This is a genomic window from Mesorhizobium sp. WSM4830, from assembly GCF_055811495.1.
This window is the reverse complement of the sequence record NZ_JBVVQI010000048.1, coordinates 1-17,245: the sequence shown is the minus strand read 5'-3', so window position 1 is coordinate 17,245 and position 17,245 is coordinate 1. Positions and strand designations below refer to the sequence as shown.

General features: G+C 60.7%; 14 protein-coding genes and 2 pseudogenes. 5 read left to right on the top strand and 11 right to left on the bottom strand.

Translation table 11 applies throughout. The features are described from left to right. Positions 1–14 precede the first annotated feature (14 nt). From trbJ to AC0L2Y_RS32270, 9 genes are all read right to left on the bottom strand, one after another. The gene (trbJ, locus tag AC0L2Y_RS32310) at positions 15–740 is read right to left on the bottom strand and encodes a P-type conjugative transfer protein TrbJ (protein WP_473562030.1); all 726 of its coding nucleotides are present in this window, start codon (positions 738–740) and stop codon (positions 15–17) included. Continuing rightward, on the bottom strand, positions 737–3,187 hold the full coding sequence (gene trbE, locus AC0L2Y_RS32305) for a conjugal transfer protein TrbE (protein ID WP_473562029.1): 2,451 nt from the start codon (positions 3,185–3,187) through the stop codon (positions 737–739). The genes trbJ and trbE overlap by 4 nt, the downstream gene beginning before the upstream one ends. Further along, positions 3,181–3,453 carry a VirB3 family type IV secretion system protein gene (locus AC0L2Y_RS32300; protein WP_473562028.1) on the bottom strand — a complete coding sequence of 91 codons (273 nt, stop codon included), beginning with the start codon at positions 3,451–3,453 and terminating at the stop codon, positions 3,181–3,183. Before AC0L2Y_RS32300 ends, trbE begins: the two co-directional genes overlap by 7 nt. Beyond that, positions 3,450–3,761 carry a TrbC/VirB2 family type IV secretion system protein gene (locus tag AC0L2Y_RS32295; RefSeq protein WP_473506978.1) on the bottom strand — a complete coding sequence of 104 codons (312 nt, stop codon included), beginning with the start codon at positions 3,759–3,761 and terminating at the stop codon, positions 3,450–3,452. The genes AC0L2Y_RS32300 and AC0L2Y_RS32295 overlap by 4 nt, the downstream gene beginning before the upstream one ends. A gap of 10 nt (positions 3,762–3,771) precedes the next feature. Further along, positions 3,772–4,740, bottom strand: coding sequence for a P-type conjugative transfer ATPase TrbB (gene trbB / locus AC0L2Y_RS32290; protein ID WP_473506976.1), 969 nt, complete (start codon positions 4,738–4,740; stop codon positions 3,772–3,774). After that, positions 4,737–5,150, bottom strand: a complete 414-nt coding sequence (locus AC0L2Y_RS32285; protein WP_473562027.1) for a CopG family transcriptional regulator — start codon at positions 5,148–5,150, stop codon at positions 4,737–4,739. Before AC0L2Y_RS32285 ends, trbB begins: the two co-directional genes overlap by 4 nt. Positions 5,151–5,270: 120 nt before the next feature. After that, positions 5,271–7,301 (bottom strand): conjugal transfer protein TraG, encoded by a 2,031-nt coding sequence (locus tag AC0L2Y_RS32280; RefSeq protein WP_473562026.1) that lies wholly within the window; start codon positions 7,299–7,301, stop codon positions 5,271–5,273. Between the two features lie 590 nt (positions 7,302–7,891). Beyond that, entirely contained in the window at positions 7,892–8,182 is a 291-nt protein-coding gene (locus AC0L2Y_RS32275; protein WP_473562025.1) for a MerR family DNA-binding protein, read from the bottom strand. A 327-nt stretch (positions 8,183–8,509) separates the two neighbouring features. Next, positions 8,510–9,436, bottom strand: a complete 927-nt coding sequence (locus tag AC0L2Y_RS32270; protein ID WP_473562024.1) for a LysR family transcriptional regulator — start codon at positions 9,434–9,436, stop codon at positions 8,510–8,512. Between the two features lie 116 nt (positions 9,437–9,552). Here AC0L2Y_RS32270 and AC0L2Y_RS32265 point away from each other — a divergent pair, with 116 nt between their 5' ends. From AC0L2Y_RS32265 to AC0L2Y_RS32250, 4 genes and pseudogenes are all read left to right on the top strand, one after another. Then, entirely contained in the window at positions 9,553–10,539 is a 987-nt protein-coding gene (locus AC0L2Y_RS32265; protein ID WP_473562023.1) for an NAD(P)H-dependent flavin oxidoreductase, read from the top strand. Positions 10,540–10,833: 294 nt separating this feature from the next. After that, on the top strand, positions 10,834–11,124 hold the full coding sequence (locus AC0L2Y_RS32260) for a hypothetical protein (protein ID WP_473562022.1): 291 nt from the start codon (positions 10,834–10,836) through the stop codon (positions 11,122–11,124). 391 nt (positions 11,125–11,515) lie between these two features. Next, positions 11,516–11,814: pseudogene (locus tag AC0L2Y_RS32255) on the top strand (IS1595 family transposase); the annotation flags it as partial. A gap of 401 nt (positions 11,815–12,215) precedes the next feature. Beyond that, complete coding sequence (locus AC0L2Y_RS32250) at positions 12,216–13,028, top strand: TIM barrel protein (protein WP_473562021.1); 813 nt, start codon at positions 12,216–12,218, stop codon at positions 13,026–13,028. Between the two features lie 14 nt (positions 13,029–13,042). Here AC0L2Y_RS32250 and AC0L2Y_RS32245 read toward each other — a convergent pair. Further along, positions 13,043–13,372 (bottom strand): annotated as a pseudogene (locus AC0L2Y_RS32245) (type 2 periplasmic-binding domain-containing protein); the annotation flags it as partial. A gap of 1,029 nt (positions 13,373–14,401) precedes the next feature. Between AC0L2Y_RS32245 and AC0L2Y_RS32240 the strand changes: the two are divergent. Next, entirely contained in the window at positions 14,402–14,599 is a 198-nt protein-coding gene (locus AC0L2Y_RS32240; RefSeq protein WP_473507001.1) for a hypothetical protein, read from the top strand. Between the two features lie 383 nt (positions 14,600–14,982). Here AC0L2Y_RS32240 and glmS read toward each other — a convergent pair whose 3' ends face one another. After that, a complete protein-coding gene (gene glmS / locus AC0L2Y_RS32235) occupies positions 14,983–16,806 on the bottom strand; it encodes a glutamine--fructose-6-phosphate transaminase (isomerizing) (RefSeq protein ID WP_473562020.1) in 1,824 nt (607 codons plus the stop codon). Positions 16,807–17,245 lie beyond the last annotated feature (439 nt).

Below are 17,245 nucleotides of genomic sequence, written 5' to 3'. Positions count from 1 at the left end.
TGAAGAGCTGGTGATCAGTTACCGGGATAGGCCGTGCCGGAACCAAGGAAGCGCTTCGTCGTCTCGCGAGCGGCCTCCTCGGACTGCGCCTTACGGGCGGCATCTTCGGCCTCAGCCCGGAACTGCGTCGCGAGCAGCGTCTGGATCTGCATCTGCTGCTTGGTCGAAAGCGCGATCAGCTGATTGGTGGCCTGGCTTGCCTGAAGCGCGCCAGCCGCGCCCTGGCTGCGATTGACGAGATCGGCAAGCAGGTCGCCATCGCCGCGCACATTCTCGACGATCTGCGACTGGACGCCCATAGTCTGGCGGAACGCCTGCATCGCGCTCTGCCAGCGCTCGCGTGCGGCGCTCGCCACATCGCTCACTTTGATCATGGCGTCGTAGCTTTCCGGATATTGCCTGCGCCACTGGTCCTGAAGCTTATTGAGTTCAAAGCTCAGGCCACTCGCCTGGTCCATCAGGCCATCAATGCGATGGAGCGCACCAGTGAGCTGACCGACGGAAGAGAAGTCGAGACTCTGAAGATTGCGCGCCATGTTCTGCAGCATGGTTGCCTGGTTCTGCAGTGACTGGATCTGGTTGTTGATCTGCTCCAGCGATCGCGCTGCCGTCAGCACGTTCTGCGCATAGTTCGACGGATCAAAAACGATCAGGGCGTAGGCTGGTTGGACGTACTCAGCCATCGGTTTGGCTATCAGGGAAAGAGTGATCAGGCCGGAGAGAAAACGGCGCCGCATCATGACGATTGCTCCTTGTCTGGTTGAGGGAATTGCTTGAGAAGGTCGGCGGCCCACTCGAGGCCGCGCGCATTCAGGAAGCGTGAGGCAAAGCTATCCTGCCCGTGCTCGATCAAAGCTCTGTCGATGAGGGTTTGGCTGGCAGGATCGGAGGCACCGCAAAGTGCAAGCGTGATGGGGCCGAGGCCGAGCTCAAAGAGCCGGTTGCCACGACGTGACTGCAGATAATATTGCCGTTTCGGCGTCGCGCGGGCGATCAGTTCGATCTGGCGCTCGTTTAAACCGAAGTGCTCGTAAGCCGCCCGTGCCTGCGGTTCAACGGCACGATCATTAGGCAGGAAAATGCGCTGTGGGCAGCTCTCGATCATTGCGGGTGCGATTGCAGAGCCAGCGATATCGGCAAGCGACTGCGTGGCGAAGATGACCGACACGTTTTTCTTGCGTAGGATCTTCAGCCATTCGCGGATGCGCGCTGCAAACAGTGGGTTGTCGAGATAGGCCCAAGCTTCATCGAGCATGAGCAGCGTCGGCCGCCCGTCGAATCGTTCTTCGAGACGATGGAAGAGATAGGTGAGCACCGGCAGGACAGCGCCTTGGCGGTGCATCAGCTCCTCGGTCTCGAAACATTGCACATCCGATAAGGCCAGCCGATCGTCATCGGCATCGAGCAGGCGGCCGAAGGGACCGTCGAGCGTATAGGGCATCAACGCGGACTTCAGCGCATTGGACTGAAGCAGGACCGAAAGGCCGGTGAGCGTACGTTCCTGCACCGGCGCGGTGGCAAGACTGGTGAGCGCCGACCAGATCGCCTCTTTCACCTCGGGCGTGACGGTGACGTTCTCATGGGCAATGAGGCTGGCGATCCATTCGGCCGCCCAGCTGCGCGTCCCAGTGTCGCTGACGTTGCGCAGCGGCTGGAAGGCAAGCGACCCGTCCACCCCCAATGCGTGGTGGTCTCCTCCCATCGCAAGTGTTGCCGCGCGGGCCGAATTGCCTTTGTCGAAGACATATACCTGTGCGCCGGCATAGCGTCGGAACTGCAGAGCGATCAGGGCAAGCAGAACCGACTTGCCGGCACCGGTCGGTCCAACGATCAGCATGTGGCCGACATCGTGGACGTGTGTAGAAAGCCGGAACGGTGTCGACCCGCTCGTTTGAGCGAAGAGAAGCGGCGGGGCCTCTCTCTGGGTGATCTTGGCGAGGTGCTCGTTCGTCGGCGGGCCGGCCCATACCGACGACAGGGGCATGAGATGGGCAAGGTTCAGCGTGTGAACGAGCGGCTGGCGAACATTGGCATAGACATGTCCAGGGACCGAGCCGAGCCACGCCTCGACCGCATTGACGCTTTCGCGGATCGTCGTGAAGCCAAGCCCGTTGACAATGCGCTCTACCGCGCGAAGTTTCTCCGCGGCTACGAGATGGTCCTCGTCCCACACCGTCACCGTTGTGGTGAGATAACCGAAGCCGACATGATCGCCGCCCAATGCCTGAAGCGCTGCATCGGCATCGAGCGCTTTGTTGTCGGCATCGCTGTCGACGAGCGGGACGGGCTCGTTGGTCACGACCTCGCGCAGGATGGCCGCGATCGACTTGCGTTTGGCAAACCACTGCCGCCGCAACCGCGTCAGAGTCTTGGTGGCCTCCGTCTTGTCGAGCGGGATAAACCGCGTCACCCAGCGATAGGCAAAATCCTGGTGGTTGAGGGCGTCGAGAATTCCCGGCCGAGTGACATTGGGAAAGCCTAGGATGGTCAGGGTGCGAAGATGCTGGTCGCCCAGCATCGGCTCCAACCCGCCGGTGAGCGGCACATCGACCAACACGCCGTCGAGATACATCGGCGTTTCCGGGACCGCGACTGGATGGCGGCGGGTCGAGATTGTGCCGTGCAGGTAAGTCAGGGTCTCGGCATCGTCGAGCAAGCGTACCTCGGGCATGAAACCCGACAAAAGATCGAGAACCCGGTCGGTCTCGTCGCGAAACCGCGCCAGTTCCTGGGGCCAGTCTCTCCCGCGGCCAGATCGGTGTGCGTCGACGAGCGCGCTTTCCGCCCTGCCCCGTGCGTCCGGGGGCGGCATGAACAGCAAAGTCAGGTGATGGCGGCTCTCGTAATGCGCGACCTTGCCCTCGAAGGCCGCGCGTCGTTCTTCATCGACCAGCCAAGACGCGGCGTCGGGAAAATTCGCGTTCGGATAGCCGAGCGCCTCGATGCGCTCGGCCTCGAAGAACAATGCCCAGCCGGAGCCCAGCCTTCTCAGCGCGTTGTTTGCCCGCGCGCAGATGCCGACGAGTTCGGGTTCCGTCGCGCTTTCGAGATCCGGGCCGCGAAACCGAAATGTACGCTGGAAGCTGCCGTCCTTGTTGAGCACGATGCCGGGAGCGACCAATGCGGCCCATGGCAGATGGTCGGCAAGCCGGTCGGCTTTGCTGCGGTATTCTGAAAGGTTCAGCATGCGAGCCAACCTCTCATGCGAAGGTGGCGGACAAGCACGCCGGCGAAGTCCGGATCGCGGCGAGCGGCAAACACCGCGAGCGTGTGGCCGGCGATCCAGAGCACCAACCCGGCAATCCACTGCTGCAGGCCTAGACCTATTGCCGCGGCCACGGTGCCGTAGAGGATGGCCACCGCTCGGGGCGCACCACCGAGCAGGATTGGCTCCGTCAATGCACGATGAACAGGAACCTCGAAGCCGTCGATATGCTGCTCCCCAGTATTCATCCAACAAGCGCCCCGCCGCCGAAGGAGAAGAAGGAGAGGAAGAAACTCGATGCCGCGAAGGCGATCGACAGGCCGAAGACGATCTGGATCAGCCGGCGGAAGCCGCCTGCGGTGTCACCGAAGGCAAGCGTTAAGCCCGTAGTGATAATGATGATCACGGCGATGATCTTGGCGACCGGTCCCTGTACAGACTCCAGGATCTGCTGCAGCGGCTGTTCCCAAGGCATGCCCGAGCCTGCTGCGCGGGCTGGGACCGTGAGAACGAACACGAGCGCGGTGGACGACAGAAAGCGAAGCTTCTTGCGCATGAGTAACCTTTCAAAGCTGCTGAAGTTGAGGAAGCGTGAGCGGGGTAACGGCGTAGTCGCCACTGCCGTCGAGGCCAGTGACCTCTGCGATCGCGTGGATGCGGCGCGAGGATCCGCGGCCGGCGATGAAGACGATCAGATCTATCGCCTCGGCGATGAGGCGGCGGGGAACGGTGACGACGGCCTCCTGGGCGAGCTGTTCGATACGGTAGAGGGCCGAGCGCGCCGAATTGGCGTGAACCGTGGCGATGCCACCAGGATGACCAGTGTTCCACGCCTTAAGCATGTCGAGCGCTTCCGCTCCCCTCACCTCACCGACGATGATCCGGTCGGGCCGGAGCCGCAGCGTCGATCGCACAAGATCGGCAAGCGTGACTAAGCCCCGCCTGGTTCTCATGGCGACGCAGTCCTTTGCCGCGCATTGCAGTTCGCGCGTGTCCTCAATCAGGATCACCCGCTCGTCGCATTCGGCGACTTCGGCCAGGAGTGCATTGGCAAGGGTCGTCTTGCCCGAGGATGTGCCTCCGGCGACCAGGATGTTGCGCCGCTCGCGCACCGCCTCCCTCAGCGCATCGGCTTGCAGCGGAAGCATGATGCGGTCGGCGACATAGTTGGCCAACGTGTAGAGTTTCGCCGCCGGCTTGCGGATGGCAAAGCACGGCGCCAATACGACCGGCGGCAACAGCCCCTCGAAGCGTTCGCCCGATGGCAATTCGGCGCTGACGATCGGATTCTCGGCATGCGCCTCTGCGCGCACATGGGAGGCGACCAGGCGGATTATGCGTTCCGCCTCGGAGGGGTGGAGGTGAAGGCCGGTACCGACTCGACCTTCTCCGAGCCGGTCGAGTCGCAGCGCACCGTCGGGATTGACCATCACCTCTATAACAGACGGATCGGCAAGGGCCTCAGCAATTGCTGGGCCCATGGCGGTGCGCAACATGGCACGGCGGCGATAGTCGACCTCCGGATGAGAACTCATCCTTCTCCTCCCCCGCCATTACCCTTCCCAAGCGACCGTTTGCCGGAGGCGATCTGGCGGCCCACTTGCTCGACGAATTTGTCGAAGCGCTCCTGGGCAATCGCCTGCGTCGCCCTGTCCGGGACTGGCGTGTGAGCATGAAGGGTGATGGAAAACCGAATGAAGAGCGCCAGGCTCTCCAGGATCATTTCGCCGTCGCGTCTGAGATGACCGAGGTCACGGGAAAGACGGTCGAGCCTTACGCCGTAGCGCCGGTCGAGCTCGTTCTCGCCACGCCGCTCGATAAACGCCTCGACTGCCTTCGCCACGATCGCTGACTTGGTCGTTGATGGATCGCGGCTGAGGTCGTCCAGTTTCTTGCTCAGGTCGGGTTCGAGCAGAAACTGATGGCGAATACGCTGAGGGCTCATGTGGCTCGTTCCAACTGGCCCAGCGCTGTTGCGTGGGCAGGAACGAGCATCGCCGACTTCCCCGAAATTGCTTATGGCCGTTATCTACGCTGATTTGCGCTCTGCCTTCGGCAGCTTCTTTCAGAAGCCGGGGACGATGTCCTTGTTGTCGCCCCTTCCCTCGTTGATGCCATAGGCGCGTGCGGCAGTGGAAATTCGGTCCATCACGCGCCTGTCGGCAACCGCCTCGCTATCATCGTCTGCGGGCTTGAGCAGGTCGTCCCCGTCGGGCTCCACAGTGACGGCTGTATGCTCTTCCGCCAGACCCGGATGTCGCTGTTGCTGGACACCTCCCTCACCTTGAATTGCCTCGCCCGCGCTTTCGCCGCCGTAAGCAAGACGGCGGTCAATGCCCCGCACCTGCCCGGTCCAACAGTCCGGACGCGGTAGTGGCCGATCCGCGTAAGCGCCGCCGCGCAATACCGGCGCAGGAAGCACGCGCTCGGTGAAATTTTGATCCTGGTAGTAGCGCAGCTTCTTCGCCCGGATGGGCGGCAGCCCTGAAACCAATACCAGTTCATCGGCTTGCGGCAACTGCATCACCTCGCCCGGTGTTAGTAGCGGACGGGCGGTCTCCTGGCGGCTAACCATCACGTGCGAGAGCCACGGCGCCAACCGATGGCCGGCATAGTTCCGCATTGACCTCAGCTCCGTCGCCGTGCCGAGCGCGTCGGAAATGCGTTTGGCCGTGCGCTCGTCATTGGAGGAAAAGGCAATCCGCACATGGCAGTTGTCGAGAATGGCATTGTTCTCCCCATACGCCTTGGAGATCTGGTTCAAGGATTGCGCGATCAGATAGGCACGGATGCCATAGCCGGCCATAAAGGCGAGCGCGGTTTCGAAGAAATCCAGACGACCGAGCGCCGGGAACTCGTCCAGCATCATGAGCAGTTGATGGTTCCTGCTCTTGTTCGGATCACCCTCCAGCCGCTCCGTCAGACGCCTGCCGATCTGATTGAGCACCAGTCGCACCAGCGGCTTCGTGCGGGATATGTCCGATGGCGGCACGACCAGATAGAGTGACATCGGCCGCTCGGCATCCAGGAAGTCGGCAATGCGCCAGTCGCAGGCTGATGTCGCTGCCGCCACCGTGGGATCGCGATAGAGGCCGAGAAACGACATGGCGGTCGAAAGAACGCCTGAACGCTCGTTCTCCGACTTGTTCAACACCTCGCGAGCTGCCGAGGCCACGACAGGATGGACCTGGGGCTTATCCGCCGCGCCGAGATGGTTGGTCGTCATCATCCGCCGCAGTGTCGCGGCAAACGAGCGTTGGGGGTCCGACAGGAAGGTGGCGACGCGAGCGAGCGTCTTTTCCTCTTCAGCGTAGAGCACGTGCAAAATGGTGCCCACCAAGAGTGAGTGACTGGTTTTCTCCCAGTGGTTCCGCCGGTCCAACGCGCCTTCCGGATCTACGAGGATGTCGGCGATATTCTGGACGTCGCGGACCTCGTCTGGACCTTTTCGTACCTCCAGCAGCGGGTTATAGCGCGCCGACCTTGGATCGGTCGGATTGAACAGAAGACAGTAGGAGAATCTCGACCGCCAGCCGGAGGTCAACTGCCAGTTCTCGCCTTTGATATCGTGAATGACGGCCGAGCCGGTCCAGGACAGAAGAGTTGGAACAACCAGTCCGACGCCCTTGCCTGATCGTGTTGGAGCAAAAGCCATGACGTGCTCGGGCCCGTCATGGCGCAGATATCGATCCTTCAGCTTGCCTAGGAAAACGCCGGCCGGCCGAAACAGCCCCGCCGTCTCGATCTCCTGAGTCGCCGCCCACCTTGACGACCCATAGGTGGTGACCGACCCGAGCTGTCGCGCGCGCCAGAGCGAGCCGGCGATCGCGGCGGCACAGCCCACGAACCCACTGGCGCCAGCAAGCGCACCGGCCTTATCGAATACCTCGGGCGCGTAAGCGTCGAAGTGGAACCACCATTCGAACAGTTTCCAGGGCTTGTAGATTGGCCAGCTGCCCACGGCGAGCCATGGCTCGCCGAGCTGCGACTGATAGCCGAGCATTTGGGCGCACCACTGCGTGGCCGCCCATACGCCGAGCATGACGATTGCGAACACGACGGCGATCTGCCCAAGCAGCAACTTCGTAGGCGTCATTGGCTTGCTCCGCTGTTCTTGACATGCGGCACAAGAATCGCTCAGCGCGTTGTGAACTGAAACCCACGCTACGCACGACTAGGTGCGACAGATTAACTTCTGTGGTCCCGTCGCGGCCTTTTACTTCTTGAGATGAGCGGATTCCATTGCAACCGATATTTGTACCGCGATAGATCTCGAAAACTCTCACGCGGGAGGAAGAGCAAGGACCGGCGCGCTTCGGGATCCAGTACGAATATCCGAAGTCGGATTACGTTTGAGCAGATAGGCTGCTACGGGAGCGTCAATCGTATGGAGCCAATTGCGACGGTGGCGAGGCAGTCGTCATTCTTCTCGACGTGGGAGCATATGCCGGAATTGGGCAAGACCATGCCTTCGGTACCGGAATGCGATCGAGAAAGGGCTGGACGCAAGGCTCTGTCGCTTCTTCGTGAAATCCGCGGAACGCCAAAGCCGGCGCCTTGATCAAATCCCGACGGTCTACAATGCTCCAGTTCCGCATGATGCCGATGACGTGGAATTCATTGGTCCTTTCATGATGCGCAGCCGAAAGTTTTGCGGTGCCGAACTCTGCAATGGTGACAGGCGCGCTACCAGATCATCCCACCCAATATCTCGGCCCCGGTCCCTTGCGTCCTGCCAGGTCGGCAGGCGAGGCTACACCGGTCAATCGACAGACAGCCGCAACCGATGCACTCGATAAGCCCGGACCTCAGGCGCTGCAACTCGGCGATGCGCTGGTCGATGCGCTTGGTCCACTCGCCTGACAACCGCGACCAATCCCGACGCGACGGAACGCGATCGGCTGGCAACTTAGCGAGTTCGGCGCCGATCTCCTTGAGTGTGAGCCCAATGCGCCGCGCAAAGACGATGAAGGCCATCCGGCGCAGCACCGACCGCGGATAGCGCCTATGCCCCGAGCCGGCCCGCTCGGACGCAATCGAAATTGCGGTTCGAACGCGGCCTAGCATCGTCCACAGGCGCTCGAATTGAACGGCTTCCAATACTCGTCTTTCATGATGATGCGGTTGCGCTTGCTGCGCCTCCCGGGGCAGCGGTTGTGGCTAGCGTGGGCGGGCGCGAGCATTCAATACCCCGCCGGCGGACGGTTGACGCTGCCCTCCCTTGGCCTGCTACTCTTGCGTGGAGGCGTCCGGATAAGGCGGGACCAACCGTCTGACTTACCCCTTGTTTTTGCTCCACCTTTCCTAAGCCCGCTGCAGTTGTCGCACCGGCTCTGGTCTTGCCGGCTGAGGCCGTGAATGCGCCTCAGACGCCACCGCCATGAAGGCCTGAAGTGCCGCGGAGAGATACTCGTCGCTCCGCGTCACAAAAACAGTCGGCGCCGACCGCAAGTTGTGAGGTAGCAGGTGTATAATGAGCTGTCCGTTGGCTGCCGCATCCTGAACGACCCCCCGAGGTAGCATGGCCATCCCTACCCCGGCGGCGACGCAGCCGATGATCCCGTCCATTGTTCCGAGTTCCATCCAGCGGACATGCGTTACCCCACACGCCGCCAGGAACATGTCCATGCGCCGGCGGTAGGAACAGCCCGATCGAAAAGCGAGGACCTTCACAGACGGTGATGCGGCCAAGGCCTTCAGATCCGAAAGCTCGCGAAACCGCGGCGATGAGATCACAACGAGCTCCTCTTCGACGATCGATAGGCTTTTCAGTTCGGGATGAGCGATGGGGCCGGAGACGAACGCGCCATCCAGTTTGCGTGCGACGACCTCGCTGACGAGCTTTTCCGTCGGGGCAGCCTCCACCAGTACGTCGACCTCTGGATATTCTGCAGCATAGCGGATCAGGATCGGCGGAAGGCGAAGCGCTGCAGTGGTCTCCATCGAGCCGATCCTGAGTAAACCGCACGGCGTACCGCGGTCTGTGACGACGCGCTTGGCTTCGTCCAGAAGCTCTCCGACGCGCTCGGCATAGGGAACGAGCTGAATGCCGGTGGCTGTCAGTGTAACCCCTCGCCTGGAGCGATGAAAAAGCGGAGCACCGATTTCCTCCTCAAGCGATTTTATTCTCGCGGTGACGTTGGATTGCACCGTGTTGAGTACACCGGCAGCCCCTCCGATACTGTTTGCTCTCACAACCGCCTGGAAAAACCTGAGGTCGGCGCTGTTCATCAGCCATCTCCTTTTCAGATAAAAAACATCTGATCTAATCGTTTGTCTTAAGTCAAGTGTCGCAATAGCGTCAAAGAAAACTTTCCGGGAGCTTCCTCAAGCTGGGAAAAGTATAGATGACGGTACGAACGCGTCTGACAGAATTTTTCGAAATCGAGCATCCCATCATCCTTGCCCCGATGACACCGGCCGCAGGTGGCGCGCTTGCGTCCGCCGTCGCCGACGCCGGCGGTCTGGGCCTGTTGGGTGGGGGATATGCTGATCGTCAATGGTACGAAACAGAGTCGTCGCTGATCACCAATGAACGCGTTGGCTGCGGGTTCATCGCCTGGGCAGTCGAAGCCGACCTTGATCTGTTTGACCGCGCACTTGCGGAGCGTCCGTCCGCGATGATGCTTTCGTTTTCGGATCCGGCGAAGCTCGCGGCACGGGTCAAGCAGGCGGGTGTTCCGCTGATTTGCATGATCCACACACTCGAACATGCCCGGCGCGCAATCGACGTTGGCGCCGACGTTCTTATTGTTCAGGGGACCGAGGCCGGCGGCCATGGCCTGGTCGCGCGGTCAACCATGCCCTTCGTTCCCGCAGTCGTGGATCTGGTGGCAAAGATTTCGCCTTCTGTCATTGTCGTGGCGGCAGGCGGCATCGCCGACGGTAGGGGCCTAGCCGCTTCGCTGATGCTCGGGGCAGACGGGGTCCTGATGGGAACCAGGTTCTGGGCTACACGCGAGTCGCTCATCCATCCGGGAGCCAAGGACAAGGTAGTCGCGGCCTCTGGCGACGAGACAATCCGGACTTCCGTCTACGATATCGTCCGTCAGAAGGCCTGGCCCGCTGGTTATACCGGCCGACTGCTCAAAAACGGCTTCATCGAGAAGTGGCACGGGCGGGAAGAAAAGCTGCGCACGCTGGGTTCCGAAGAATTGTCGAAGGTCGAGGCGGCATGGGCCTCTGGCGACTACGACACGGCCAACGTGACTGTCGGTGAGGCGGTGGGCCTCATCAACGATCTGCCGTCGGCGAAGGACATCGTCCGCCGAACGGTGCGCGAGGCAAGCGAAAGACTTGGCCTCTACGCATTCGATCAGCGCATCGCGAGCTGAGTAACCACGGCCCTGAAGAAGAGGGCCGACTGCTTTCAAAAACATAAAAGGGGAACTGCAGCATGCAACAGCTACAGGAAAGGGGCGACTCCGTCCGAAAACCAGGTATCTGGACCGTCGTCCTTGCATCAAGCGCCGGCACGGTCATCGAATGGTACGACTTCTATCTTTACGGAAATCTGGCATTTTCTTCTCAACGCTCTTCTACCCTGCCAATGAACCGACGGCCGCTGTTCCTCGCGGTCGGCACGCGCGATAAGCATCGTCTTTCCCCAACTCGTTCTCGCCAAGTCGTTGCTGGCTTATCACGACGGTCCGGAAGAACTGTGGGCTGAACCCGTTGATCATGGTTTCGGCGTTGAACAGAGTGCCAAGACCGTGGACAAGCTGATCTTAACGACAGTCGCCTTCCTAAAGTCCAACGGCGAAAAAGCCTGCGCGTCGAACGGCGCTCGCTCGGCCGCCAATGCCGCCGGAATTGGCGGCGTCTTAGCGAAAGCGGTAACGCTCGCCTGTCGGTTATCCTTCATGCAGGATGCCTGCCCACGTGAACCTGCCCGGTTCCCGAGTACATCCGCCCCGTGACGACCAGAAGAAAAATTCGAGCTAATCGTAGGCCGCTCACTGGCTGAAGACGGCGCGGCTATGATCGCGAGCTGCAACGGCGTACTCTCGACCCTCTCAAGAAGCACCCAATCAGGATATTACCTTTCGTACCGGCAGTTGGGAAGAAGTCCGGTCGCACGCGGAAATGATCGCAGGCGAGCGAGCATGTCGTCCACTGGTTCCATATCCCATGCGCAATGGAACCCGCTTCCTTCCGCGGCTAACCCGATCCTGCCCCGTAACCGCGCGCAGGATTGCTGGCCGGCGTCGCCATGTCGAGCGCGCCGGGCCTGCGATGCTCGAGATGCTTCACGCCCGTACGAAGGGGAGCATAAGGATTTGTGCGGCGGTCAAGCCGCGCGGAACATGGGTAGAGGGCTTCAACTCCCGCGACGTCCGCCGTACCATCGCCGGCGTTTTTCATCATAACAGCCCGCAGCATGCCGACCTGTATTTCCACTAGGTTGGCTTCCGATGGTCACAGCGCGTGGTATCCGGGAGCGCCGTTCGCAAACCCGGCATGGTCTAGAAGTCTTGAGGACCATCTGGTCGCGCATGCCGCCGGCGCTGCAGCTACTGAGCGTTTTTCGCGCGGCCACGGGGCGTCAGATGCGCCGAAGCCTGGGTGGAGGAATCATCATCAAATCAACCGTAGCTGCCTTTGGTTGATAAATGCCTCTTACGATTTTGAGCAGTTCTTGTTCCGACCTCATCATGCGGAGATCGTGGGACTGTCCAAGTTTTGCAAACGAGAGGCATCCCACAGATGGGGCACTCGGCTGCTGCGAGTCACCTTCGACGACAGTCACACTTACTGATCTCGATTGCTGACCTCAAGCTCCTTGACCGATGTCGAAATGAGTTTGGCCGCATGGCACGCGCAAGCGGAGCACCCTGGCCAGCCATTGTGCTCCAATCCGTGCTGTTTGCTCTCACAACCGCCTGAGGTCGCGCTGTTCAACAGCCATCTCCTTTTCAGATGAAAAACATCTGATCTAATCGTTTGTCTTAAGTCAAGTGTCGCAATAGCGTCAAAGAAATTTCCGGGAACATAGAAGGAAAGCCAAGCCATGCGCCAAGCAGCGCCCCGCTTTGCACTCGACCACATGGCGACGCCCGGACTTGACGTCAGGGCACTTTTCGCTTTTGCCCGTGACCAGGGCCTGACCGATGTCCAGATCCGCAGCCAACAGCGCAGCAATGCTATTGCACGCGGCATGCCGGCGGCGGACGTCCGGACTGCCGCCGCCGAAGCAGGCGTTGGGATTATTTCCATCAATGCCTTGCAGCGCTTCAATGAGTGGACACCCGCCCGCAAGACCGAGGCGAGCAGGCTCGCCGATTATGCGGCGGCCTGCGGAGCCAAGACGCTCATGCTGATGCCTGTCAACGACGGCTCCTGGCCCGCAAATGGCGAGCGCCGGGGCGATCTCCGCGTCGCCTTGAAGGCGCTCAAGCCGATCCTCCAGTCTCGCGGCCTGATCGGTCTCATTGAGCCGCTGGGCTTCCAGACCTGCTCGCTTCGATCGAAGAACGAAACGGCTAAGGCCATTGCCGCTATTGATGGCCAGTCGGTCTTCCGCCTCGTGCACGACACGTTCCACCACACGCTGGCCGGGGAGACGTTCTTCTCCTGCTACCTGACCGGTCTCGTGCACATTTCAAGAGTGAACGATCCAATCCACTGGATTCACCCGGATCGCGTCCTAGTCGGTTCCGACAATGGCAGCCAGATCCGGGCGCTGCTTGATGGCGGCTATGCAGGCCCATTCTCATTCGCGCCGTTTGTCGACGCAGCCCACCCGCTGGTCGATTTCACAGGCGCACATGCCGCGAGTATCGATCTAATCCGACAAGGGCTATTGACGCGAATGGCGGCGTGAGACGCGGGAGTAAATTAGGGGTGGCTGACACGCCTTTTGGCGTCCCGCGGAGAAGTCATTCGAGACGCCTCCTGTAACAATACCTCTCGCATCCAGATGCTTGCCGGATCACTGTTGTGAAGGGCGGGCCATTGGACGGCCTCGGTGAATGCGGGAAGCGGCAGCGGAAGTTCGACGATCCGCAGGGGCAAGGTTTTTTCGAAATATTTAACCAGCCGGAAGGGCATGGTCGCTATACGAGCCGTGCCTGAGACCATCGGCGGGATCATGCTAACAGCCTGCACGACGATCTCGACACGTCTCCTTAGACCATGCTCAAGCAAAAAATGTTCCTCGATGGAGGGCTTCAGCTCGGACCCTGAGTAGTGCGATTAACGAACGTCACTTCACTGGTCGAACGGGTGAACCGCTTCTATCGGGTCGTCGCCCGTGGCGCTTCTATTCCCTATGCTGCCTTCATTTCGCGGTCCTCGCCAAACTGTTCAGACAAATCAAGCCAGCTCTCTCGAGGACAGACGCCGGCCGTCTCTCCCATTCTATCTACTGTCTCCGCCGACTGCATGGTGGCCTGCATCTATTTGCCGATGCAGATGGCGAGGTAATCAAGGCGCTGCACACCGGTGACGGCGTTATCGCAACTAGCTCGGCCCTCGACTTTATCCGTGTCAAAGCCACGACCGACCACGATGTTGGGCTTCCAGCTTGGGGGAATCGGAAGCCAGAGATCACGTGGCCAAAAGAAGGCGTTTGTGAGGATACGGCATCCAATCACTGGATCAATGCGCGGATCGAATGACTCATCTGACCGATATCGACGAATTCGCTCATGCATTTCGACATGGCTGCGCACGCCCCTTCGCTGGTGGCGCCCCAGCCGGAGACCCGATACGGGGGGTCAAGGGCAGATCGGTCGCATCCGTGGCAAGTTCGATTGCGGCGCCGACCGACAGGGGTTCCTTGAGCCTAATGAGCGCTGCTCCGAAGTCGAAACGGCCTGGAATCTGCCCCCATTTCGGGTGAACGAAGATCGCCGTCGAATCCACGCGCACGCCGTCGCTCTTGGTCTTGAACACAGTACCGGCCAGCACGTCGATGTCCGCGGGGGTTCGCCCCTCCACCCGCCGACGATGAAGCCGTCAAAATCGCCGGCCCAGGCAGGAGCCAGGCCGACTGAGACGATGGCCGCAGCGCCAATGCAGCTCTTCAAAATCTTGCGTTCATTGCAGCGTTCTCCTTCTGTCCAAAACTCAGTCCGCTTCCAAAACTTTGCTTGACCAGCGCGCAGATCGGCCTGCGCGTCAGCTCGTCAGGCTGGCGCGTGCCGCAGCGATTGCTGCTGCCGGGTCGACGCAGCCAGACCCGGAATGGATCGAATGGCCGTCCAGGTCGTAGGCCGCGGCGTCGCCGATGCGTCGCGCGGTTCGCTGCAGGAAAGCCATTTCGAGCTCCTGCGCGCCTTTGCCGGCGATGCTCTGCTCTCCGCAGCCCTCGCCGCGTACGGCTACCGTGCGCATGAATTCGGCGATTCCATACTGCTGGATTACCAGCCGCGGGTTCTATCGCGCGAATAGAACCGGGCCGAGGTGCTCGAAACGAAGAGTCTACGCGCGGCGTGATATGAATGACGGCAAAATCGTTGGCATATCGGGCTCAATACGGAATGGGCGGGGATCACTCAGACTGGAAACGTGAGAGTTGCCGGTGTTACGATGGCAAAGACTTAGGACAGTGCCGCCTGGGTTCGCCGCTAATGCGCGTGCTACGCGCATGGCGACGGCAGTCGCGACCTCACTGAAATAGAATCTCGTGGTCGCCCACAATGTCGATAGAGCAATAAAGATCCACTGGCGGCGGACTTGGTCTGGGTCTCATCGACATCCAAGTGCCGGTGACGCGCGCGTGGTATTGCTGAGGTGTATTTCGATGGACGGGCACCACTATGAGCACTTCACAATCATTCGACGGTGACCGATTTTGCGAGATTGCGCGGCTGGTCGACATCTTTGCCCATGAAGACCGCCGTGTGGTAGGCAAGAAGCTGTATCGGCAGCGAGAAGATCATCGGCGCGATAATCTCGTCCACGACCGGCAGCACGATGGTGTGCATCGTGTCGAGTTTCGACGCAGCGGCCCCTTTTTCATCGGTGATGAGGATAATCCGCCCTCCGCGGGCGGCGGCTTCCTCCATATTGGAGACGGCCTTGTCGTAAAATCGATCGTGTGGCGCGATGACGATCACCGGCATGTTCTCGTCTATCAATGCGATTGGCCCATGCTTCAATTCACCAGCCGCATAGCCCTCAGCATGGATGTAGGAAATCTCCTTGAGCTTCAGCGCGCCTTCCATGGCCAGTGGGAAACTGGTGCCGCGGCCGAGATACAGGACGTCATGACACTTTGACAATTCGCGCGACAGGAGCTCGACATCTGGCTGGATGCTGTTCAATACCCCCCTCATAACGCTCGGCATTTCGGCAAGGCTCCCGACGAGCGCCTTCACCTCATCTTCGGTTACCGTTCCACGGGCCCTGGCAGCGCTAATGGCGAGTGTGGCAAGAACCGCAAGCTGGCAGGTGAATGCCTTGGTGGACGCGACGCCGATCTCCGGGCCGGCAAGGATCGGGAAGACCGCGTCGGCCTCCCGAGCGATGGTGGATTCGCGGGTATTGATGACAGCGCCGGTTTTCAGCCCGCGCCGCTTGCAGTACCGCAGCGATGCGAGCGTATCGGCGGTTTCCCCGGACTGCGAAATGAAAAGAGCCGCCGACTGCGGCGGCAACGGGATCTCCCGGTAGCGGAATTCGGATGCAACGTCGATTTCAACCGGCAGGCGCGCATAGCGCTCGAACCAGTATTTTGCGATTAGTCCGGCCAGATAGGCGGTCCCGCAGGCCGAGATCGCCAGGCTCGGGATGCTGGCGAAGTCTATGCTGGAAGCCGTATCGACGCGATTCCCTTCGAAGTTGATGTAGTGACTGAGCGCACGGGCGACGACCTCGGGCTGCTCGTAAATTTCCTTCTCCATGAAGTGGCGATGATTGCCCTTAGTGGCCAGGTATGCCCCGGGCATGGAGGTCTGGCGCGGACGCTCGACCGGATGGCCATCGAAATCGAAGATATCGGCGCCTGTCTTGCCAATAACGGCCCAGTCGCCGTCGACGAGATAGGTGATTGCATTTGTGAAGGGAGCAAGCGCGATGGCGTCGGAGCCGAGGAACATCTCGCCGTCGCCGTGACCGATCGCCAGCGGTGGTCCATTCCGCGCCGCCATGATGGTCGACGGGTCATCCTCGAAGAGAATGGCAAGCGCGTAGGCGCCCGTGACGCGCTTCAGCATGGCATGCATTGCCTCACCCCGCCCCATGCCCTCCCGGCGGTGTCTTGCCAAGAGATGCACTACAACTTCGGTGTCTGTGTCGGTCTGGAACTCGGCGCCCGCCGCCGCCAGTTCGTCCTTCAACTCGGCAAAATTCTCGATAATGCCGTTATGAACGACGGCCACACCGTCCGTAAAATGCGGGTGCGCGTTGCGCTCGGTCGGTGCCCCATGGGTTGCCCAGCGCGTGTGTGCGATCCCGATGGTCCCACTCAGCGGCTCTTCTCTCAATCTCGTCTCGAGATTGACGAGCTTGCCTTTGGCGCGCCGGCAATGCAACGAGCCCTCGGAGATCGTGGCAACGCCGGCTGAGTCATATCCTCGATATTCAAGACGCCTCAACGCGTCGACCAATCGCTCCGACACCGGCTGATGCCCAACGATGCCAACAATCCCGCACATGATCGTCTCCGAATTCTTCTCGGTAGCCTCAGTCGACCCGACGGCCACCCGCCCAGCGCTGAGCCTCCTAATAGAATTTGGTGGTATTGGTAAAATCGATTATTGGGATAGCTGCCATCCAGCCAGTGGATGGGCGAGGACGTCCGGCGATGGATCGTTCATTTCCGCCATTCGGGTCTCCTGACGCAAAGCTGACTTTGCGCTTCATTACAGTTGGGAGCCCATTAAACCCGCCCATTTGACGCGATTTGCGGCTTGGTTCAATTACTTTTCCGACCTACTCATCGGCGCAAATCATTCCCTGCAAGCTTGCCTCTGGTCAGCGGCGCACTGGATCGCGTCCCAGGGAGTGGTGTAGCTGACGGCATTGGTCGCCGTGCTCTCCGGCATGGGCCGGGCTGATCAGCGCGCCACGGCTGGCAAGCTGATCAGGGGATCA